General features: G+C 73.3%; 17 protein-coding genes. 11 read left to right on the forward strand and 6 right to left on the reverse strand.

Features of this window, described 5'->3' with window-relative positions; translation table 11 throughout:
* The first annotated feature begins 113 nt into the window (after nucleotides 1–113).
* The 4 genes from B1H55_RS01845 to B1H55_RS01860 are packed head-to-tail and all read left to right on the forward strand — an operon-like array spanning nucleotide 114 to nucleotide 4,914.
* Nucleotides 114–1,910 (forward strand): DAK2 domain-containing protein, encoded by a 1,797-nt coding sequence (locus tag B1H55_RS01845; RefSeq protein ID WP_077240005.1) that lies wholly within the window; start codon nucleotides 114–116, stop codon nucleotides 1,908–1,910.
* A gap of 16 nt (nucleotides 1,911–1,926) precedes the next feature.
* Nucleotides 1,927–4,281, forward strand: a complete 2,355-nt coding sequence (locus B1H55_RS01850; RefSeq protein WP_370427855.1) for an ATP-dependent DNA helicase RecG — start codon at nucleotides 1,927–1,929, stop codon at nucleotides 4,279–4,281.
* Between the two features lie 48 nt (nucleotides 4,282–4,329).
* Complete coding sequence (locus B1H55_RS01855; RefSeq protein ID WP_073452178.1) at nucleotides 4,330–4,539, forward strand: type II toxin-antitoxin system VapB family antitoxin; 210 nt, start codon at nucleotides 4,330–4,332, stop codon at nucleotides 4,537–4,539.
* A 12-nt stretch (nucleotides 4,540–4,551) separates the two neighbouring features.
* Nucleotides 4,552–4,914 (forward strand): type II toxin-antitoxin system VapC family toxin, encoded by a 363-nt coding sequence (locus B1H55_RS01860; protein WP_073452176.1) that lies wholly within the window; start codon nucleotides 4,552–4,554, stop codon nucleotides 4,912–4,914.
* A gap of 52 nt (nucleotides 4,915–4,966) precedes the next feature.
* Here B1H55_RS01860 and rsmD read toward each other — a convergent pair whose 3' ends face one another.
* Nucleotides 4,967–5,539, reverse strand: coding sequence for a 16S rRNA (guanine(966)-N(2))-methyltransferase RsmD (rsmD, locus tag B1H55_RS01865; protein WP_073452174.1), 573 nt, complete (start codon nucleotides 5,537–5,539; stop codon nucleotides 4,967–4,969).
* 100 nt (nucleotides 5,540–5,639) lie between these two features.
* On the opposite strand from rsmD, the gene coaD reads away from it, so the two are divergent.
* From coaD to B1H55_RS01895, 6 genes are all read left to right on the forward strand, one after another.
* A complete protein-coding gene (coaD, locus tag B1H55_RS01870; protein WP_307190089.1) occupies nucleotides 5,640–6,188 on the forward strand; it encodes a pantetheine-phosphate adenylyltransferase in 549 nt (182 codons plus the stop codon).
* 57 nt (nucleotides 6,189–6,245) lie between these two features.
* The gene (locus B1H55_RS01875; protein ID WP_073452172.1) at nucleotides 6,246–6,779 is read left to right on the forward strand and encodes an ATP synthase subunit B family protein; all 534 of its coding nucleotides are present in this window, start codon (nucleotides 6,246–6,248) and stop codon (nucleotides 6,777–6,779) included.
* A 106-nt stretch (nucleotides 6,780–6,885) separates the two neighbouring features.
* Nucleotides 6,886–7,443: a YceD family protein gene (locus tag B1H55_RS01880; protein WP_073452170.1), complete on the forward strand. Its 558-nt coding sequence runs from the start codon at nucleotides 6,886–6,888 to the stop codon at nucleotides 7,441–7,443.
* Nucleotides 7,443–8,273: a ribonuclease III gene (gene rnc / locus B1H55_RS01885; protein WP_073452168.1), complete on the forward strand. Its 831-nt coding sequence runs from the start codon at nucleotides 7,443–7,445 to the stop codon at nucleotides 8,271–8,273. Before B1H55_RS01880 ends, rnc begins: the two co-directional genes overlap by 1 nt.
* A 5-nt stretch (nucleotides 8,274–8,278) precedes the next feature.
* Nucleotides 8,279–9,301 (forward strand): bifunctional DNA-formamidopyrimidine glycosylase/DNA-(apurinic or apyrimidinic site) lyase, encoded by a 1,023-nt coding sequence (gene mutM / locus B1H55_RS01890; RefSeq protein ID WP_073452166.1) that lies wholly within the window; start codon nucleotides 8,279–8,281, stop codon nucleotides 9,299–9,301.
* Nucleotides 9,302–9,355: 54 nt separating this feature from the next.
* Entirely contained in the window at nucleotides 9,356–10,012 is a 657-nt protein-coding gene (locus B1H55_RS01895) for a response regulator (RefSeq protein ID WP_073452164.1), read from the forward strand.
* 46 nt (nucleotides 10,013–10,058) lie between these two features.
* On the opposite strand, the gene B1H55_RS01900 is transcribed toward B1H55_RS01895, so the two are convergent.
* From B1H55_RS01900 to B1H55_RS01920, 5 genes are all read right to left on the reverse strand, one after another.
* A complete protein-coding gene (locus tag B1H55_RS01900) occupies nucleotides 10,059–11,963 on the reverse strand; it encodes a sensor histidine kinase (protein WP_080461541.1) in 1,905 nt (634 codons plus the stop codon).
* Nucleotides 11,956–13,767, reverse strand: coding sequence for a thiol reductant ABC exporter subunit CydC (cydC, locus tag B1H55_RS01905; protein ID WP_073452160.1), 1,812 nt, complete (start codon nucleotides 13,765–13,767; stop codon nucleotides 11,956–11,958). Before cydC ends, B1H55_RS01900 begins: the two co-directional genes overlap by 8 nt.
* Nucleotides 13,764–15,551, reverse strand: coding sequence for a thiol reductant ABC exporter subunit CydD (gene cydD / locus B1H55_RS01910; protein WP_178140812.1), 1,788 nt, complete (start codon nucleotides 15,549–15,551; stop codon nucleotides 13,764–13,766). The genes cydC and cydD overlap by 4 nt, the downstream gene beginning before the upstream one ends.
* A 200-nt stretch (nucleotides 15,552–15,751) precedes the next feature.
* Nucleotides 15,752–16,885: a cytochrome d ubiquinol oxidase subunit II gene (gene cydB, locus B1H55_RS01915; protein ID WP_073452156.1), complete on the reverse strand. Its 1,134-nt coding sequence runs from the start codon at nucleotides 16,883–16,885 to the stop codon at nucleotides 15,752–15,754.
* A gap of 23 nt (nucleotides 16,886–16,908) precedes the next feature.
* Complete coding sequence (locus B1H55_RS01920; RefSeq protein ID WP_073452154.1) at nucleotides 16,909–18,423, reverse strand: cytochrome ubiquinol oxidase subunit I; 1,515 nt, start codon at nucleotides 18,421–18,423, stop codon at nucleotides 16,909–16,911.
* A gap of 508 nt (nucleotides 18,424–18,931) precedes the next feature.
* Between B1H55_RS01920 and B1H55_RS01925 the strand changes: the two genes are divergently transcribed.
* On the forward strand, nucleotides 18,932–21,556 hold the full coding sequence (locus B1H55_RS01925) for an Rne/Rng family ribonuclease (protein ID WP_073452152.1): 2,625 nt from the start codon (nucleotides 18,932–18,934) through the stop codon (nucleotides 21,554–21,556).
* Nucleotides 21,557–21,697: the final 141 nt, after the last annotated feature.

Consider the following 21,697-nt stretch of genomic DNA (forward strand, 5'->3'; position numbering starts at 1 on the left):
GGGCCCCAACCAGCGCTGGCGTGGGCTCAGGCACACGACGACGGTACCCTGGCCCCGGGCGCGCCGCCGGTCGGCCGCGCGCGGCATGAGGAGCGACAGGGGAGGACGCCACCATGGGACCACGCGCGATCAGTGACTCCGGCCCCGCGCCCCTCCTGGACGCCCCGGCCCTGCGCCACTGGCTCGCCCTGGCCGTATCCGTCGCCGAGCGCTCCCGGAACCTGGTCGACTCCCTCAACGTCTTCCCGATCCCGGACGCCGACACCGGAACCAACGTCCTACTCACCCTGCGCTCCGCCCTCGACGCCGTCGGGCTCCTCCCCCCCGGTGCCGACGCCGCCCAGACCAGTCGCGCCATCGCCGACGGCGCCATCCGCGGCGCCCGCGGCAACTCCGGGCTGCTCGTCTCCCAGGCCCTCGCGGCGCTGGCCGAGACCTGTGCGAGCGCCCCCGATCCGGCGGGGCTGCGCCCCGTCGAGCTCGTCCAGGCCTTCGACCAGATGGCCTCCAGCACCTGGGCGGCCGTCTCCCGGCCCGTCACCGGCACCCTGCTCACCGTGGCCGCCGACGCCGCCTCGGCCGCCCGCGATGCCCTGGAGGGAGCCGGGCCCCGCCGGCCCGCCAGCCCCGTCCTCATCGCCGCCGCCGCCGCGCTCGGGGCTCAGGAGAGCGTCGTCGAGACCGGGGGGCTCGGGCACGGCCCCGTCGATGCCGGCGGTGCCGCCCTCATGCTCCTGCTCACCAGTCTCGCCGACACGCTCGACGCCGCGGGACTGCCCGCCGCGCTCGGCCCGACCACCGGCCCGGCCACCGACGTCGCCCTCCAGATGCTGACCGACCTCGCCGCCGGCGCCACCGCCCACCAGGGCGCGGGCGCGCAGGCCGAGGACGTGTCCACCGGCGAGTTCGAGGTCATGTACCTCCTCGAGGCCACAAGCGCCCAGGCCTCCCGCCTGCGCGCAGCCCTGGAGGGCATCGGCGACTCCGTGGGCGTCGTGGGCACCCCTGATGCGCTCGGCGTGGGCCTCTTCCAGGTCCACGTCCACACCGACACGCCCCGCGCCGCGCTGCCCAGGACCGGGCGCGCCCGCCAGATCTGCATCCACCACCTCGCCCCCACGCCCCTGATCGCCGAGGCCGATGAGCCGCCCGCCCCGTGGCTGGACGCGGCGGGGGGCGACAACCGCGTCGTCTCCTTCGAGCGGCTCGCCGCCCGGCGCGCCCGCCGGGGCACCGCCCAGCCCCCCGCCGACCACCCGCGCGCCACCGCCCGCATCGGGGTCATCGCCTGCACCCGCGCCCCCGGGCTCGTCGAGCAGCTCGCCCGCGCCGGGGCCGCTGTCGTCCTCGACCCCCAGCGGGAGGGCATCATCCGCGCCGCCGGAGACCTCGGTGCCGACGAGGTCATCGTCCTGCCCTGCGACTCCGCCGCCACCACCGCCTCCCACGAGGCCGCCCGGGCCCTGGCCGCGCGGGCCGCCAATTCCCCCGGCGGGTCCGGGGGAACGCATCTGACCATCGGTGACACCGATGACGAGGCCCGGGTCCTCGCCGCCGCCGTCGCCCTCGCCGGCCAGACGGGCCGCGAGGGCGCCCAGGTCGGGGATCTCGCCCGCCGCGCCTGGCGGGCCGGCGCCCACGTGCGCACGAGCGCCCTGAGCGGGTCCGGGGCCGAGCCCGATGCCGTCGCCCGCGCCGTAGCCGCCTCCCTGAGGGACGAGGACGAGATCCTCACCGTCATCCTCGGCCGCGCCGCCCTGCCCGACGTCGGCTTCATGGCGCGCGAGGCCGCTGCGCGCCCCACCGGGGGCGTCGGCGACCCCTCTGGCGGCGACGGCGACGGCGCCGTCGAGGTCATCGTCCTGGCCGGCGACCAGCCCACGCCCGACGTCCTCCTCGCCTTCGAGTAGAGCGGTGACGCGCCCCATGTGCCCGCCTCCCTCCCGCGATACCCTCACGGGCCCCTCACCCGGCTCCGTCCCCTTCCTGCGGCGTCCCCTGGACAAGGTCCTGGGCAAGCGCACCGCCGATCAACTCGCCAAGCAGGGCGCCACCACCGTAGCCGGGCTCCTGCGCCTCCTCCCGCGCCGTTACGACACCTGGGGCGAGCTCACCGATCTGGCCGCCCTCACCGAGGGCGAGCAGGCCACCATCCAGGCGGAGGTCGTCCGCTCGTCCTCCCGCCGCACCCGCTCCGGCCGGCCGCCCGCCATCCTCGAGGCCACCGTCACCGACGGCAGCGGCCTCATGGACATCGTCCTCTTCGGGGCGCCCGGGCTCATGAGCGCCTACGCCGCCCAACTCGCCCCCGGCTCCACCGTCCTGCTCAGCGGCAAGGTCGGCATGCGCCAGGGCCGCCGCCAGCTCGCCGGCCCCCGCTTCCAGGTCCTCACCGATCTCGACGACGCCGAGCGCGAGGCCCTCCTAGCCCGCCCCGTCCCCATCTACCCGGCCACCGACGCCCTGCCCTCCTGGCGGGTCGCCAAGGCCGTGCGCACCGTCCTCGACCAACTCGCCCCCGGCGACGTGCCCGACCCCATCCCCGCCGACCTGCGCGAGTCCGAGGATCTCATCGATGCCCTCACCGCCTACAGGTGGGTCCACATGCCCCAGGACCCCTCCCAGTGGAAGGCCGCCAGGGCCCGCCTGCGCCATGAGGAGGCCCTCGTCACCCAGACCGCGCTGGCCCAGCGGCGCGCGGAGCACGCCGCCCGCCGCACCGCCGTCGCCTGGCCCGAGCCGCCGCCCAGCGGGAGCCTGCGAGCCTCCCTCGACGACAGCCTGCCCTTCGCCCTCACCGAGGGCCAGAGGCGCGTCGGCGACGAGCTCGCCGCCGCGCTGGCGTCCACCATCCCCATGCAGCGCCTCCTCCAGGGCGACGTCGGCTCCGGCAAGACCCTCGTCGCCCTGCGCGCCATGACCCAAGTGGTCGGCGGGGGCGGGCAGGCCGCCCTCCTGGCCCCGACCGAGGTCCTGGCCGCCCAGCACCGGGAGTCCCTCGCCGCGCTGCTCGGCCCTCTGGCCAGCGCCGGCACCCTTGAATCCTCCCTGCTCACCGCGCCCGGTCAGGCGCCCGCCCCCACCACCGCCCTCCACCTGCTCACCGGCTCCACCCCCGCGCCCGAACGGCGCCGCATCCTCGCGGCCCTCGCCGGAGGAGAGCCCGGCATCGTCGTGGGCACCCACGCCCTGCTCTCCGAGACCGTCCGGATGCCCCTCCTCGGGCTCGTCGTCGTCGATGAGCAGCACCGCTTCGGCGTCGCCCAGCGAGACGCCCTGCGCGAGCGCCCCGGCGTCACCGACCCCGCCACCGGCCAGGTCCGCACCCCTCACCTGCTCGTCATGACCGCCACACCCATCCCCCGCACCATCGCCATGACCGTCTTCGGGGATCTCACCACGAGCATCCTGGACGAGCTGCCCGCCGGGCGCAGCCCCGTCGAGACCTTCCTCGTCCCCTGGGAGCGCCGCAGCTGGGTGGAGGGGCTGTGGCGCCGCGCCGCCACCGAGATCGCCGGCGGCGGGCGGGTCTACGTGGTCTGCCCGCGCATCGAGGCCGACGATGACGCCGCGACTGGGGAGGAGGCCCCGGTTCCCGGACCCGGGGCGGGGGAGGACCTGCTCGACGGCCTCGCCGGGGGAGCGGGGGATGGCGCCCCCGCCCGGCCGCTCGCCGCCGTCGAGGACTGGGCCGAGCGCCTCGCCGCCGAGCCCGCCCTGGGCGGGGTCGGAGTCGGCGCCCTCACCGGCCGCATGACCCCGGCCGAGAAGGACGCCGCCATGCGCTCCTTCGCCTCAGGGGCCGCGCCCGTGCTGGTGGCCACCACTGTCATCGAGGTCGGCGTCGACGTGCCCGAGGCCACCATGATGGTCATCCTCGACGCCGACCGCTTCGGCCTGTCCCAGCTCCACCAGCTGCGCGGGCGCGTGGGCCGCGGCGGCCGCCCCTCGGTGTGCATGGCCGTCACCGGGGCGGAGGTCGGTTCGCCCGCCTACCACCGCCTGCGGGCCTTCGCCTCCACCCTCGACGGCTTCGCCCTGGCCGAGGCCGACCTCGAGCTGCGCAGCGAGGGCAATGTCCTGGGCGCCGCCCAATCCGGGCGCCGCAGTGACCTCGACCTGCTGCGAGTGCGCCGCGACGCCGCCCTCATCGAGCGCGCCCGAGCCCAGGCCGAGGCCATTATCGCCGCTGACCCGGAGCTGGCCGAGCACCGCGCGCTCGCGGCCGCCATCGCCGACCGCCTCGACGATGAGGCCCAGGCCTACCTCGAGCGCTCCTGAGCATGGACGGGAGCATCGTTTGGCATCAAAATTGATGTAGGAGGGATGATGCGCACCACGATCACACTTGACGACGATCTTCTGGAACGAGCCACCGAGCTGACGGGCATCACCGAGAGAGCGGCCCTTGTGAGGGAAGCCGTCCAAACCCTGATCAGGGTCGAGAGCTCGCGCCGTCTCATCGCTTTAGGAGGAACCGACCCCACTGCCGAGGCGGCCCCGAGGCATCGAGGCGTGCGAGTCCAGCGGGATCGCTGACGAGGCCCCGCCATTATCCTCGTCGACACCAACGTGTGGATCGACCACTTGCACGCCAGTGAAGCTCGTCTCGTCGACCTTCTCGAAAACGCTCTGGTCGCCACCCATGAAGCGGTGCTCACCGAACTGGCGCTCGGGTCGATCAAGAACCGACAGGACGTCCTCGACTCCCTGGCGTCCCTACGACGAGTGCCCCGTGTCTCTGATGGGGAGGTTCGTTGGTTCGTTGAACGCCGTCGCCTGTGGGGAAGAGGCCTCTCAGCAGTTGATGCGCACCTGCTCGCATCCGCTGTCGCCGTGCCCGGCACGCTGTTGTGGACCAGGGATGAGCGTCTTGCGGTCGCCGCCGACGAACTTGGGGTCGGCCATCAATGATCGGTAGATGCGTTGACCACTTGACCACTGAACGGAATACCAAGGTGAGTCGTCAGTCGTCGGCGCCGGAGGGCTCGGCGAACCAGACGGTCGTCTCCCCGTACTTCCTGGAAGAGAAACGGCGCAGGCCCGTCGGCCATTCGGGCTCGCCCGAGCGCGTGGCCCGCTCGACGACGACCACCGCCCCCTCGGCCAGCCACGGGTCCTCCGCGCGCGTCAGTGGGGCGAGGATCTCCGATAGGGTCCCCGCGTCCATGTCATAGGGCGGGTCGATGAGCACGAGGTCCACCGGTGCCCCGGCGGCGCCGGCCAGGTAGGCGGCGGCGCCGGTCCTGACCGCCCGCACGCCCGCCAGCCCCAGCGATCGCGCGTTGCGCAGGCAGACCGCCACCGCGCCCCTCGCCGAGTCCACGAGCGCCACCTCCGCGGCGCCCCGGCTCGCGGCCTCCAGGCCCAGGGCCCCCGAGCCCGCGCACAGGTCCAGCACCCGGGCGCCACTGACCACCCCCAGGTGCTCCAGGCGGGAGAAGAGGGCCTCGCGCACGCGCTCGGAGGTGGGGCGCGTGCCCGCCGTCGGCACCTCGATCCGCCGTCCACCGGCGCTGCCCGCCACGATCCTCGTCATGGGCCGGAGCCTACGCGACCCTCGCACCGCACCGGGTCCCACCCGGCCCTCACCGGCGCGCGTCCCGCACGAGCGCCGGGCCCGCCGCTAGCGTGATGCCATGCCCATGCCGTCCGAGCCCGCCGCGCCGTCCTCACCGCCGGCGCCCCGCACGAGCGCCCTGGCGGTCTACCCGGGCAGCTTCGACCCCATCACCCTGGGCCACGTGGACATCGCCCGTCGAGCCGCCGCCCTCTTCGACGGGGTCATCCTCGGCATCGCCCACAACGCCGCCAAGGCCGGCCGCCACCTGCTCGACATCGACACGCGCCTCCGCCTGGCCCGCACCGCGCTCGAGGGGATCGAGGGCGCGCGCGTCGAGATCATCCCCGGGCTGCTCGCCGACTTCTGCCGGGAGCGCGGCGCCACGGCCATCGTCAAGGGCCTGCGCAACGGCACCGATCTCGACGCCGAGGCGCCCATGGCCCTGGCCAACAGGGAGCTCGGCGGGCCCGAGACCGTCCTGCTCATCGCCTCCCCGGCGCACGCCCACATCTCCTCCTCACTGGTCAGGGACATCGCCTCCTACGGCGGCGACGTCACTCCCTACGTCCCGCCCGCCGTCGCCACGGCCCTCGCCCAGCGCCTGGTCGCCACCCCGGGGCCCTGAGCGCCCAGTCCCCGGGCCCCAGACCACTCCACCCGACCCATCCTGAAGGACTCAGCCGTGACCAAGCAGCACGACGCGTCAGACGACCTCCTCGACATCCTCGATGCCCTCGACGAGCTCATCGCCACCGCGCGCTCCATGCCGATGAGCGCCTCGGCGATCGTCAACCGGGACGACGCCCTCGACCTCATCGACCGCGCCCGTCGCTCCGTGCCCACCGCCATCCACCGCGCCCAGGCGATCGTCGCCGACGCCGACGCCGTCCTGGCCCGCAGCCATGACGAGGCCGAGCGCATCGTCGTCCACGCCCATGAGGAGGCCGAGCAGATCGTGGCCGGGGAGAACATCGTGCGCATGTCCAACGACCGCGCCGACGAGATCATCGCCGCAGCCGAGGAGCGGGCCTCCTCCCTGCGCAGGGGCGCCGATGAGTACTCCGACCGCTCGCTGGCCACCCTGGAGGCCGAGATCGCCAAGATCTCCGAGCAGATCCGCTCCGGACGGGAGGTCCTCGCCTCCCGGCTGGGCGCCTGGGACGGCATCATCGGCGGCGGGGAGACCGACTCCGGCTCCCGCCGCCCATCGTGGTGACGCGGCCCGCACGAGGGGCGCTTCTCACGCCGACGTGCGCCGCCGGGACGCGCGAGGGGCGCCGCCCAGCGAGTACATTCGGCGCATTGGCACTCCTGGAGGAATCATGACCGGACTCGTCGTCGACATCCTCGACCTTCCGCCGACCATCGGCGCCACCAAGCAGATCCATCTCGACCTGGTCGCGCCCGAGGACCTGGGGACCGGGGTCATCGGCGCCGAGCCCGGCAGCCCGCTCATCCTCGACGCCTCCCTGTCGTCGATGGAGGACGGCGTGCTCGTGCGCGGCAGGGCCCAGGTGCGCGTCCACGGCGAGTGCGCGCGCTGCCTGACCGGCATCGACTCCGAGCGCGAGATCACCTTCGACGAGCTCTACCTCCTGCCCGACAAGGCCGCCCGGGCCCGCGCCGCCGAGGAGGACGAGGAGGCCGACGACATCTTCGTCGCCGGGGAGACCACCGTCGACCTCGAGCCGGCCCTGCGGGACGCCCTCATCCTGGATCTTCCCCTGCGCCCCCTGTGCCGCCCCGACTGCGCCGGTCTGTGCTCGCAGTGCGGGGAGCGACTCGAGGACCTGCCGGCCGACCACCACCACGACGCCATCGACCCCCGCTGGGCCGCCCTGTCGGGGCTGCTGCCGGACCCCGATGAGGCGCAGGACTGATGGCTCGCCGCACCCCGCCCCCCGCTCGCGACGACGTCGAGACCCTCGTGTACCGCTGGGGGGAGCGGATCGACCCCGAGCTGCTCGACCTCGCCCTGACGCACCGCTCCTGGGCCCACGAGAACGGTGGGCTGCCCACTAACGAGCGCCTGGAGTTCCTTGGCGACTCCGTGCTCGGCATCATCGTCACCGAGCGGCTCTTCCGCACCCACCCCGAGTCCCCGGAGGGGCAGCTCGCCAAGATGCGCGCCGCCACCGTCTCCGAGCCCGCCCTGGCCGCCGTCGCCCGCGACCTGGGCCTGGGGGAGTTCATCAAACTTGGCAAGGGGGAGGCCCTCTCGGGTGGGAGGGACCGCGCCTCCATCCTGTCCGACACCGTCGAGGCACTCATCGGCGCCACCTACCTGACGGCCGGCCTGGAGCCCACGCGCGCCGTCGTCGAGAGACTCGTCTCCCGCTTCCTGGCCACCGCCCGCACCCGCGGCGCCGGACTGGACTGGAAGACCAGCCTCCAGGAGCTCGCCGCCGCCCACGCCATGGGGCTGCCCTCCTTCGAGGTCGACGGCGTCGGACCGGACCACAACCGCTTCTTCTCCGCCCGCGCCGTCATCGACGGCGAGACGTTGGGCGAGGGCGAGGGCCGCTCGAAGAAGATCGCCGAGCACGCCGCCGCCGAGGCCGCCTACGCCGCGATCCTCGCCGCGAAGGGCGACGGCGGCCTCGATCTGCCCGGTGTCAACGAGGCCCTCCGCAAGGACCTGGCCGACCACTCCCGGCGGATGGCCCCCTCCGCGCCCGCCTCCGAGCGGGCGACCATGCCCCGGGGCTGACCCGCATGCCTGAGCTCCCCGAGGTGGAGGCGGTGCGCGCGGGCCTGGCCCGGCACCTGACGGGACGGCGCATCGCCGATGTCGAGGTCCTCGACCCCCGGCCGCTGCGGCGCCAGGACGGCGGTCCCGAGGCCTTCGCCCGGGCTCTGCGCGGGCGCGCCATCACCGGCGCCGCGCGCCGGGGCAAGTTCTTGTGGCTCCCCCTCGACGACGGGCGGGCCCTCGTCGCCCACCTGGGCATGAGCGGCCAGCTCCTCGTGCGCGGAACCGCAGCCCCAGTGGCCGCCGCCGCACCTGGCGCCCATCTCGGCCCTCCGGGCGAGTCGCCGCCGGACCTGACGGCCACCCGCGCCCCGAGCCTCGTGCGTGATCTGTCCGTTCATCCCCGCCACCTGCGCGTCCGTCTGCTGCTGGCCCCCGAGCCGGGGGATGCCCCCGGTGGTGCGGCCCTGGACCTCGTCGACCAGCGGATGCTCGGCGGCATGCGCGTGACCGGGCTCGTGCCCACCACTGATGGCGCCCCGGGCGGGAAGGGGTCGCCAGAACCGCTCCTGCCCGCCGACGCCGCCCATATCGCCCGCGACCTCCTCGACCCGGCCCTGGACTGGACGACCGCCATCGCCAGGGCCCGGTCCTCGCGCCGTGCCATCAAGGCCGTCCTGCTCGACCAGGGCATCGTCTCCGGGATCGGCAATATCTACGCCGACGAGGGCCTGTGGCACGGGGGAGTCCACGGTCTGCGACCGGCGGCCTCGCTGAGCCGGCGGGCGGTGGAGCGCGTCCTGCGGGCCACGGCGGACGTCATGGATCGGGCCCTGGCCGTGGGAGGAACCAGCTTCGACGCGCTGTACGTCGACGCCGAGGGCGCCCCCGGATATTTCGCGCGGTCACTGGCCGTCTACGGGCGGGCGGGCCGCGAGTGCCGGCGCTGCGGGGCCGCCCTCCGCTCCGAGGTGATCAGCGGGCGGTCCCACACGTCCTGCCCCCGTTGTCAGACGCGCCCCCGGGCGCGCAGGACGCGCGGTTGAGCCCGGGGGCGGCCTTTGTGACGTAGGTCCTCAGACGCTGCTAATGTCAGGTGCATGCCGAATGCTGCAACGCCCGGGACAGTCCGCGTCATGATCGTGGACGACCACGAGATCGTCCGCCGCGGGATCGCCGAGATCATCGACCGAGCGGACGGCATGGAGGTCGTGGCCGAGGCCGGCTCGAAGGCGGAGGCCGTGCGCCGTGCCGAGCTCGTGCGCCCCGACGTCATGCTCGTCGACCTCCAGTTGCCCGACGGCACCGGCATCGAGGTCATGCGGGAGGTTCGCGACTCCGTGCCCACCGCCCTGCCGATCGTCCTGACCTCCTTCGACGACGACGAGGCCCTCGCCGAGGCTCTCGAGCTCGGGGCCCGCGCCTACCTGCTCAAGACCGTGCACGGCGCGGAGATCAGCGACGTCGTGCGCGCGGTGGCCTCCGGCCGCGTCCTGCTGGATGAGCGCACGGTCACGCGTCGCCGTGCCGACCACGACGACCCCACCGCCGAGCTCACCAACGCCGAGCGCAAGGTCCTCGAACTCATCGGCGACGGCCTGTCCAACAGGGAGATCGGCGAGAGACTGGGGGTGGCGGAGAAGACCGTCAAGAACCACATCACCTCGCTACTGGCCAAGATGGGCCTCCAGCGCCGCACGCAGGTGGCCGCATGGGTCGCGGGGCAGCGGGCCTCCGGCTGGCGCAACAACAGCTGACGCCCGCCCCGCCCGTCGGGGCCGCCCGGCGCCCGCGGCCCCGGGGCTAGGCGTGGTCCAGCGGCGCTATCCAGGTGAAGATCGTCCCCCGTCGGGGCCCATCCGAGCGCGCCCTGGGACCGATGGAGAAGCTGCCGCCGTGGCGCCTGGCGCGCTCGGCCATGTTGGCGGTACCGGAGCGGCGCGTGACCGCGGGATCCACCCCGATGCCGTCGTCGCGGCAGGCGATCGCGGCGAGAGGCCCGGTCATGCCCCCCCAGTTCTCCTCCACGCGCTCGGAGGCGGGAAGCACCCCGTTGATCCGCACGTGGATCGTCGCCGAGGAGGCCCGGGCGTGGCGGGCCACATTGCTCAGTCCCTCCCTGACCACGGCCACCATGTCATCCGCGACGTCGTCATCCACGGACGCGGCGATCGCCCCGGACAGCTCGCGGTGGGTGTCCGCGCCCTCCTCGGTGAGGGCGTGGCCGTCGACGGTGATGAGCAGGGAGGGCGCGAAGCCGAGGGAGGTGCGCGCCAGGGAGGCCTCGCGCCGCAGCCGTTCGACGAGCCCGACCTCCTCGTCACGGTCCCGGAGCGAGTGGACGATGGCGCGGATCTGGCTCACCGAGTCATCGACGGCGGACAGGACCGAGTCCAGGATGTCGCGCATCGCCTCGCAGTCGGCGTCATCCTCGCGCAGGCGGTCCCGGGCGGCCGTGACCCGCATCCCGGTGGCGAAGAGCTGCTGGATCGCCAGGTCGTGGAGGTCCCGCCCGATGCGGGCGCGCTCATCGAGGAGGGTGGCCATCTCCTCGGCGTGCTGGGCGTCGGCGAGCTCGAAGGCCATGGTCGCTTGGCCCGCCACGAGCTCGGCGATCTCCAGGTCCTGCTGGGTGAAGGGGGCCTCCCCGGGCTCGCGCAGCAGCAGCATGACGCCGACTCCCCGGTCGCGGTGGATCATCGGGGCGTAGAGGGCCGGGCCGAAGCGCGCCAGCGCCTCCACCTTGAGGTCCTCCGCTCCCCAGGCGTCGATGAGGGAGGGGACGGTCAGGCCGGTGCGCCGCGCGAGGGTGGACATGGCGCGCCCGGCGGGAGGGAAGTAGGTGCCGATGAGCTCGTCGGCATGGTGCCCGTCGGCGATCTCGCAGATCCAGGTGTCGCCCACGCTGGGCAGGACGAGCGCGGAGGTGCCGGCGTGGGCCACCTCCCGCACGCGCCGCGCGATGAGGGTGAGGGCGTCGTCCTGCTCGGCGCCGGACAGCAGGAGGGTCGTGATCTCCTGGGACAGGGCCATCCACTGCTCGCGGTCCCGGGCCTGGCGGTACAGGCGGGCGTTCTCGACGGCGATGGCGGCCGCCTCGGCGAGCGTCACCACGGCGTCGATGTCGGCGCGCCCGAAGCCCCCGGGGCGGTCACCCAGGTAGAGGCGGCCGAAGAGCCGCCCGTGGGCGCGAACCGGCACCGACAGCATCGAGCCGGACTCCTCGCCCTCGATGGCCCCGGTGAACGCGGTGGCGCCCGAGAGATCGTTGACGACGACGACCCCCTGGGGGATCCCGTCGGTCGGTGCGCCATCCACGACGCCGGGGGCGTCCGGCGCGCCGGACGCGGGGGCCCCGCTGAGGAACTGCTGAAGGATGTCGGGCTGGTCCCCGATGAGGGTGGGGACATTGCCCGTGGAGGGGGGCGCTGCCGCTTCGGGCTCGACGACGGCGTCCTTGCTCACGGCGATCGTGCCCCACGTGGCGCCGGTGATCGAGCAGGCCGAGTCCACCAGGCGCCGCAGCGCCTCGGTGACCCGCAGTGAGCTCGTCAGGCGCAGCGCCGCCTGGACGACGTCGGCCGCGCGCTCCCAGGGCGGCTCTTCGCCCCGGGGCCCCCCGGTCCCCGCCGGTGCCTGGCGGGCGTGGACGGCGTAGGCCAGGGGTCCGCCCGGGCCCGGCCCCCGCGTCTCCTCGTTGTCAGGCATCGGCGTCCTCCTGGGAGAGCGACCAGCGGTAGGTCTGAGAGTTCCTCATGAGCTCATCATGCGTGCCGCGCGCCAGGACGGTGGCGGGTTCGCCGGAATCGCGCGCTGATCCCCCGCGGCGGCCCAGCACGAGGATCTCATCGGCGTCCGCCAGAGCGCTCAGCCGGTGCGTGATGAGCAGGACGCCCCGCTCGCGGCTCCCGGCGCCCAGCAGATCGGCCACGAGCCGGTCGGCCGTGACGGCGTCGAGGTGCTCCCCGGGCTCGTCGATGAGGAGCAGCGGCGCGGGGGCGGCCAGGGCTCGGGCCAGGAGCAGTCGGCGCCGCTCCCCGCCCGAGATCCCGGTGGCCCCGGTGCCCAGGGGCGTGTCGAGCCCCGCGGGCAGGGCATCGAGCCAGGCGGCCAGTCCCGCCCGCTCGAGGAGCGCGGTGGCGCGCTCGGGCGTCAGAGCGCCATCGGCGACCCTGAGGTTCTCCAGGACGCTGGTGTCGAAGACATGGGCGTCCTCCGCAGTGAGCGTGAGCCGGACGGCCACATCCCGCCGTTCGGCGCCCCAGGGCGGGGCACTGTCGATGGTGATCTCGCCGGCCTTGGGCTCGATGAGCCCGGCGAGGGTGAGCAGCAGGGTCGTCTTGCCGATACCGGAGGGCCCGACGATCGCCAGGCGGCGCCCGGGGGCCAGGTCCAGGTCGATGCCCGAGGCGACGACCGGCCCCTCGGGCCAGCCGACGGCCAGGCCCCGGGCGCGCAGCCTCGGTCCTCCCCCGGAGACCCGAGGGAGCGGCGACGGCTCGGGCACGCGGGCCGCCGAGGCCTCAGCGGCCTCCACGAGCTCGACGACGCGCCGGGCAGCCCCCGCTGAGCGGACGAGCTGCACGCTGGCCGGGCCGAGCGCGGACACCGCCTCGAAGGCGGACAGGGGCACCAGGACGATGACGGCCAGCATGACCGGTGCGAGCCGTCCACTGCTCACTGCGGGGATCCCCGTCAGGAGGGCGCCGATGACGGCCAGTCCCAGGGCGGCGGCGTCCAGGGCGGCGGCGACCGCCGCCGGCCGGGCTCCCGCGTCGCGGGAGGCGGCGAGGTGCTTCTCGGCGCGCGCCACCTCCTCCATGAGCCGCGGCATCCGCCCCGAGACGCTGAGCTCGGATCCGGACTCGATGGCGGTGAGCGCATGGGCGGCCAGGTCCGTCGCCTGCTCCTGGCGCGCCAGCTCGGCGGCCCTGGCCGAGCGGACGGTGATGGCCGGCCCGACGACCCCTGACAGGAACAGGCAGGCGGCGAGGATGAGACCCGCGGGCCAGTGGACGATCATGATCCCCACCACGGTCCCCGTGCTCACGGCGATGGCGATGGCCACGGGCAGGTAGGCGCGGATGACGAGATCCCCGACGGCGTCGATATCCGCACCCACGCGAGCCAGGACATCGCCGCGGCGCAATCCCGCCACTGTGTCGGTGCGAGAGGCGGCCAGGGTCTCATAGAGGCGGGCGCGCAGCGCGCTCATCCCGCGCAGGGCGGTGGAGTGCGAGACGAGGCGCTCGCAGTAGCGCAGGACCGAGCGCGAGATGCCGAAGAGCCGCACCGCGACGGGCGCCACGCCGAGCGCGGCGACATCGGGGATCTCGGCCGCTCGCGCGATGAGCCATGCGGCCACCGCACTGAGGCTGACGGCGCTGCCCAGCCCCAGGGCCCCGGCGATGACGGACATGGCGAACCGGCGGCGGTCGAGTCCGAGCAGGTCGACGGCGCGCCGCAGCGCCCGCCGTTCGGCGATGATGAGGGGGGAGAGGGACATGCTCATCGACCATCACCGGCCCTCGTGAGGGCGCCCGCGGCGGTGGCCTCGCCAGGCGGTGCGGCCCCCTCGGACGGCGTCGCGTCGGGATCGTGGGCCGAACGAACCTCGACGACGTCGTCGGCGATGGCGATGAGGGCCCGGCGGTGGGCGATGACGATGATCGTCCGTCCCTCGGCCCGCAGCGCCTCGACGGCGCGCAGCACATGGGCCTCGCCGGCGGCGTCGAGGTGGGCGGTGGGCTCATCGAGCACGACGAGGGGCCTGGGGGCGAGGAGGGCTCGGGTGAGCGCGAGGCGCTGGCGCTGACCGACGCTCAGACCGACCCCGCCCTGGCCGATCGGGGCCAGCCAACCGCGCTCCAGGGAGGCGATGACCTCGTCGAGCCCGGTCTGTGCCGCGGCCCGCTCGACGGCCTCGGGAATCGGGGCTCCCGATGCTTTCATCGCGGCCTCCTCGTCCTCGCCCAGGACGTGGGCCAGGAGGGTTCCCGGCAGGATGGCGGGGCGCTGGGGGACCCAGGAGATCTGCTCCCACCAGGTGGCGGGATCGATGTCCGCCAGGTCGATCGGCCCATCGGCGGGCGCCTCGGGGGAATCATCGAGCGGGGCGCTGATGAGCACGCGGCCGCGGTCGGCCGGCAGGAGGCCGAGGAGGACCTGGGCGGTGGTGGTTTTGCCGGCCCCGGAGTCCCCGGTGAGCACCACGAGCCGACCGGGGCGGATGACGGCGGTGAGCTCGTGGGGCGCCCAGGCGCCCCGGGCGGCGACCGACAGTCCCTCAATGCGGATGGTCGCGGTGGCGAGGGAGGGCGCCGCAGTGGTGCCGTGCTCCGGAATGGGGGTCTCGAGGATGGAGAAGACGGCCTCGGCGGCGGCCACGCCATTGGCGGAGGCGTGGAAGTGGAAGCCGACCTGGCGCAGGGGGTTGAAGATCTCCGGGGCGATCATGATGACGAGAAGACCGGTGGCCAGGTCGAGGTCGCCGTACAGGAGCCGGAAGCCGACCTCGACGGCGATGATCGCGACCGACAGCGTGGTGATGAACTCCAGGACCGCGCCGGACAGGAAGGCCACGCGCAGGGTGGACATCGTGGTGGCGTTGTAGGCCTCGCCCAGTGCCCGCACCCGCTTGGCCGGCCCGGCCTCACGGCCCAGGGCCTTGAGCGTCGGGAGGCCGGCGATGAGGTCGAGCACCTGGGATCCCAGTCGCTCCATGGCCTCCAGGCGCGCCTCGGAGTGCGCCTGGGTGAGGCGCCCGATGAGGATCATGAACACCGGGATGAGGGGGATCGTGAGCACGACGGCGACGGTCGATGGGATGTCGGCCGCGAGCATGACGGCACCGGTCATCGGGGTGACGGTGGCGGCCAGGAGGAGCTGGGGCAGATAACGGACGAAGTAGGGCTCGAGGTCGTCCAGCCCACGGGTGAGCAGGGTGGTGGTATCGGCGCCGTGGGCGGACTGCCACCGGGGGCCGAGCGCTGCCGCGCGGGCCAGGACGAGGCGCCGCAGCTCGATGATCGTGGAGGTGGCCGCCCGGTGGGCCCGGCCCTCCTGGACGAGCACGACCAGTGCGCGCGCCACCGCCACGCCGGCCAGGGCCGCCAAGAGGCCGCTCTGCTCTCCCGGGCGCGCCTGGTCCAGGATGACGGGGGAGACGATCCGGGAGATGAGACAGGCCTGCGCCACCACGAGGATCGCCGTGAGGACGCCCGTCACGGCGGTCAGGACCACGTAGCGCCGGGCCGAGCGCGCGTAGCGCATGAGACGTGGGTCAAGGGGCTTCACGGCGCCCATCCTATGTGTAGGGCTCTTGAACGCCGGTTCATAGGGGAAGGCTATGTTGCAGGGTGCGATGCGCGGCACGACGATGATCGCCGCCCGGCCCCGATGGGCCGGGCGGCGATCATCGTCGGTGGCGGGATCTCACCCCGGCAGAGGGTGAGAGGGTGCAGGGGTGCTCCCTAGCGCGGCGGGGCCGCGTCGGTTCAATAGCCGATCACGGCCTCCGGCTGGGCGGAGTCGCGCACCTTCGTGGGATGCAGGCCGCCCGTATCGGGGTTGATGGTCTCGGCGCTGATGCGCCCGGCGAACACCTTGTAGCCCCAGATCGTGTAGAAGAGCACGACCGGGACGAATACAACGGCCGCCACCGTCATGATGAGCAGGGTGACATCAGCGGAGGCCGCCTGCTGGATCGTCAGGGAGTAGGCCGGGTCGATGGACGAGCGCATGACATCGGGCGCCATGGCGGAGAAGATGAAGGCCACGGCGAAGGCGATTCCCGCGAAGTGCAGCCCGAACGCCATACCGAAGCGGCGGCGGTGGCTCATGGCCAGGGAGCCGATGAGACCGACGGCGGCGATGATGAGCGGCAGCCAGGCCAGGGCGTTGGGGGAGTGGGCCAACTGCGCCCAGAGGGCCCACACTGCGGTGAGCGTCGCGGAGACGCCGCCGGAGCGCACGGCGAAGGACTCGGCGCGCTCGCGAAGCGCCCCGGTGGTCTTCAGGGCGGTGAACAGCGCGCCATGGGTGACGAAGAGCATGCAGGTCACCGCACCGCCAAGAAGGGTGAACGGGGTCAGCAGCGAGAAGAATCCGCCGGTGAGCTGATGCGAGGCCCCGCGCAGAAGCGAGTCGGCCGGGACGAGTGACGGGTCCACGGCCGCCCCGCTCGCCGTCTCGATGACCTCGATCCTCATTCCCTGCACCAGATTGGCGAAGGCCACGCCCCACAGCGCGGCGGGCACCCACGCGCTGATCGTGTGGGCCCAGTCCCACCAGTCGCGCCAGCGCTGGGAGTTGATCTTGATGCGCCACTCGATGGCGCAGATGCGCACGATCAGGCACAGCAGGATGAGGAACAGCGGCAGATAAGCGCCGGAGAAGAGGGTGCCGTACCACTCCGGGAAGGCGGCGAAGGTGGCGCCGCCGGCGGTGAGCAGCCAGACCTCGTTGCCGTCCCAGTGCGGCCCGATCGTTCCCATCATGGCGCGGCGCTCGCGCTCATCGCGGCCGAGGATCCTCAGGAGCATGCCGACTCCGAAGTCGAAGCCCTCCAGGGTGAGGTAGCCGGTCCACAGGACGGCGATGAGGACGAACCAGAGAATCGAGAGCGTCATGGTCGTGTTCTTCCTTCCCGGCTTCAGTACTGGAAGGACAGCAGGGCGGGGGCGCCCGCGGTCCTCGTGGATTCACTCGGCCCGGAGGCCTGGGCCCCGGAGGCGGTCTTCGGATCGACCGGGGTGCGCACGCCCTCGCGGATGTAGCGGCGCAGCAGGTAGAACCAGATGACCCCCAGGGTCGCGTACAGGAGGGTGAAGAGAACCATGGAGGCCAGGACGGTTCCCGAGGAGACCACGGTGGAGACCCCGTCGGCGGTGCGCATGTAGATCTGGGAGACCGGGTCGGCCAGATTCGGGACGATGACCCAGGGCTGGCGGCCCATCTCCGTGAAGATCCAGCCGAAGGAGGAGGCGATGAAGGGCAGCCACATCGTCCACAGGGCAGCCTTGCCCAGGGCCGGGCTGCCGATGAGCCGGTCGCGCCGGGTGAGCCACAGCGCGAGGGCGCCGATGGCCATGGAGATCATGCCGAGCCCGATCATGAGGCGGAAGGTCCAGAAGGTGATCATCTCGTTGGGCGTGTAGTCGCCCGGGCCGAACCTCTGCTCGTACATGGCCTGGGCGTCGTTGAGGCCCATGACCTCGGCGTGCGGGTCGTTGGTGGCCATGAAGGAGTAGACGTTGGGGATCGTCAGGATGTGCGACGCCGTGCCGTCGGCGCACGAGCCGAAGGCCGCGACGGTGAATCCCGCTCCCTCCCGGGTCTCGCACAGCATCTCGGCGGCGGCCATCTTGGCGGGCTGGACCTCCGCGATGATCTGCCCCTGGGCGTGGCCCGAGGCGGTGCACAGCAGTCCGGAGATGATCATGGTGACCGCCCCGAAGCGGGTGAGGCGCCGCCACAGCTCCCGGGCCTCGAAGTCCTGGCCGGCGCGCACGGCGCGGGTCATCCACCATACGGCCACGCCCAGGATGACGGCCCCCGCCACGAGGAAGGAGGCGGAGATGGTGTGGGCCAGGGTGGTCCACAGCAGCGGGTTGCCCAGCACCTTGAGGAAGCCGCCGACGCCGTCGAGCTCGGCGCGCCCGGTCTCCGGGTTGAGGACGGCGCCCATGGGGTTCTGCATCCAGGAGTTGGCCGCCAGGATGAAGAACGCCGAGACGTTGGTGCCCAGGGCGACCATCCACATGCACAGGTTGTGCAGCTTGGGGGACAGGCGGTCCCATCCGAAGATCCACAGGCCCAGGAAGGTCGACTCCATGAAGAAGGCCAGGAGCGCCTCGAAGGCCAGGGGGGCGCCGAAAATGTTGCCGACGAATCGCGAGTACTCCGACCAGTTCATCCCGAACTGGAACTCCTGGACGATGCCGGTGGCCACGCCCAGGGCGAAGTTGATGAGCAGGATCTTGCCGAAGAACTTGGTGGCGACCTTCCACTGCTCGTTGCCGGTGCGCAGGTAGAGGGTCTCCATGAGCGCCACGAGCGGGGACAGGCCGATCGTCAGGGGAACCAGGATGAAGTGGTAGACCGTGGTGATGCCGAACTGCCATCGAGCCAGGTCGAGGGAGTCCAGCGCCATCGGCGCGAGGGTCATGATCGCACCTTTCGGAAGAGGTGAACGGAAATATAGGCGACACCATTGGATGCGGTGACGACGTATAGGAGTTGGGGTTGGTGCGAGTGTAGGCCACGGGCTGACGCTGTGTCGCGATTTCGTTGGCGCGCGGGGCCTCGTATCCCAATCGCATCCGGCGCGCCCGGCCCGCGGCGCCCCTGGGCGGAGCCGCCGCGGAGGTCGACGTGCGCTACGCCTCGGGCATGATCGGCCCTGCCGCGCAGCCGGGCGCCAGGGGGTGTGGAATACTCTGACCCGGCCCCGGCCTCCCTCGTACAGGCGGTCGGTGTCCGACCCTCGTCGGCTACCCCGGCAGTGGAGACTTGCGCCGCATCGCGCGCCGCCGCACTCCCGCGCCGAGCGGGTGCCCCGACGAGTCGGCGCCTCACGGCGCAGACGCAGACTTTCTCTGCCCCTCGCCGAGGGGCTGACAGCGCCCCGGCGCCGCGAGTACGGGCGGCGCGCGGGCATCCGGAGAGTGCACACGATGCCACGAGCCAAGAAGACCAACGAAGCCGCGACCGAGGCCGTCGAGCCCATGAGCGCCGTCGAGCCGGAGGAGGTCCCCGCCGCGCCCCCGCGCCGACGCCGCAGGGCGACCGCCGCGGCGGCGGCCCCGGAGACCGCGCCCGCCCCCCAGGCGGAGACCCGGGCGGAGAAGAGCCCCCGGCGCGCCCCGGCGGCCGACGGGGCCGAGGGGCACGGGGTCGAGCGGGACGGCGCCTCGCAGGAGGCTCAGCCGATGCTGCCCGTGGCCTCCCTCCTCTTCCAGGCGCCCGACCCCGCTCGCGCGAGGCGTCGTCGCCGGGTCTCCTCGGCGACGACGGCACCGCAGGAGGCGCCCGCAGCCGAGCAGTCCGCCGCCCGCGGGCGGGGCGCCGATGATGATGCCTCCGAGGCCGTCGGGCCGCAGGGCTCCGATGCCGCCTCTGAGGGCGACGCCGCGCCCGCGGGGAAGGGGCGCCGCCGTCGCAAGGCGACAGCCCCGGCCTCCGCGCCCGAGCACGTGGAGGAGGCGGCCCCCGGTCGTCGCCGCTCGCGCAGGAAGAAGGCGGCGGACGCCCCCGCCGAGGCCGAGGGCTCCGACTCCCAGGAGACTCCGGTTCTTACCGAGGATGAGCCCGCGGAGCCCTCCGAGGGCGAGGGCGACGCTGCCGATGACGCCGCGGACTCCGAGGCCGGGCAGGGCAGGCGCAAGCGCCGTCGCGGGGGCCGCGGGCGCCGCTCCCGGGGGCAGTCGGCCCAGGACCCCGCCGAGGAGGGCCCCGACGATGCCCCCGGCTCCGAGAGCGCCGATGGCGCTCAGTCCGACGACGACCGGGACGCGGGCGCGTCCGCGGATGGCTCGGAGGACTCCGATGGCGCTGAGAGCGCTGAGGAGGGCGGTTCCTCGCGCCGCCGCCGTCGCCGCCGCTCGCGCAGCCGTTCCGACCGCGAGCCCCGCGAGAGCCGGAGCAAGGACATCCGCGATGAGGTCACGGCCCTCAAGGGCTCCACGCGCCTGGAGGCCAAGCGCCAGCGGCGCCGGGAGGGCCGTGCCGCCGGCCGGCGTCGCCCGATCGTCACCGAGGCCGAGTTCCTGGCCCGGCGCGAGAGCGTCGACCGGCGCATGATCGTGCGCGAGCAGGATGGGCTCAACCAGATCGCGGTGCTGGAGGACGGCCTGCTCGTCGAGCACTACGTCGCCCGCCACACGCAGGCCTCGATGGTCGGGAACATCTACATCGGCCGTGTTCAGAACGTCCTGCCCTCGATGGAGGCGGCCTTCGTCGATCTCGGCAAGGGCCGCAACGCCGTGCTCTACGCCGGCGAGGTCAACTGGGACGCCGCGGGCATGGAGGGCAGGCCCCGCCGGATCGAGGACGCCCTGTCCAGCGGTGACACGGTCCTCGTCCAGGTCACCAAGGACCCCATCGGTCACAAGGGGGCGCGGCTGACCAGCCAGATCACCCTGGCCGGCCGCTACCTCGTCCTCGTGCCGGGCGGCACGATGACCGGTATCTCGCGCAAGCTGCCCGACACCGAGCGGGCCCGCCTCAAGAAGATCCTCAAGCGGGTCGTCCCCGACTCCGCCGGCGTCATCGTGCGAACGGCCGCCGAGGGCGCCTCGGAGGAGCAGCTCGCCGCGGACGTCAAGCGACTCGTGGACCAGTGGGCCTCGATCGACAAGCGCGCCAAGGCCGTCCTGGGCGGCTCGGGGAAGGCCCCGGTCCTCCTCAAGGGCGAGCCGGAGCTCGCGCTGAGGGTCGTCCGCGATGTCTTCAACGAGGACTTCCGCCAGCTCGTCGTGGCTGGGGCGGAGGCCTGGCGAACCATCTCCGAGTATGTCACCGAGCTCAGCCCCGATCTCGCCGATCGGCTGCGCCACTGGGTGGAGCCGGAGGACGTCTTCACCGCCCACCGCGTCGATGAGCAGCTCGCCAAGGGCTTCGACCGCAAGGTCTGGCTGCCCAGCGGCGGCACCCTCGTCATCGACCGGACGGAGGCCATGACCGTCATCGACGTCAACACCGGCCGCTACACCGGCGCCGGCGGCACTCTGGAGGAGACGGTCACCCGCAACAACCTCGAGGCGGCCGAGGAGATCGTCCGCCAACTGCGCCTGCGCGACATCGGCGGCATGGTCGTCATCGATTTCGTCGACATGGTCCTGGAGTCCAACCGGGACCTGGTGCTGCGCCGCCTCGTGGAGTGCCTGGGCCGGGACCGCACCCGCCACCAGGTCACCGAGGTCACCTCCCTCGGCCTTGTGCAGATGACCCGGAAGCGCGTCGGCCAGGGCCTGGTCGAGGCCTTCTCCACGCCCTGCGACTGCTGCGGGGGCCGCGGCTTCATCGTCCACGAGAGCCCCGTCGAGAATCAGCAGGCGGACATGTCCGCCTCGGGCTCCCGCTCATCGGGCCGCAAGGGGCGCAAGGGCAAGGAGGGCGCGGCGAAGTCCTCCGACCGCGCCCCGGGCAAGACCGGCACCGGTCGCTCCGACCAGGCCGAGGATGCCGGTGACGAGGCGGCCCGCGCCGCCGTCCGCGGCGCCCTCGCCCAGATCGCCGCCGCCGCCGAGCACGCGCACGAGCAGTCGCAGGACGCCTCCCCGGAGACCGACGACGACTGATCGGGTCCGGATGGGGCCAACGTCCCACCGCCTGGGCGTGTCGCCGGACTCGCCGCGGAGAGCGCCTGCCCCGATCTCATCATTGTGGCGGTGAATCCCTGAAGATCCCCGTAGCATTGGATGTGATGACGCAATGCCATC

Source organism: Actinomyces denticolens (genome assembly GCF_002072185.1).
GTDB lineage: Bacteria > Actinomycetota > Actinomycetes > Actinomycetales > Actinomycetaceae > Actinomyces > Actinomyces denticolens.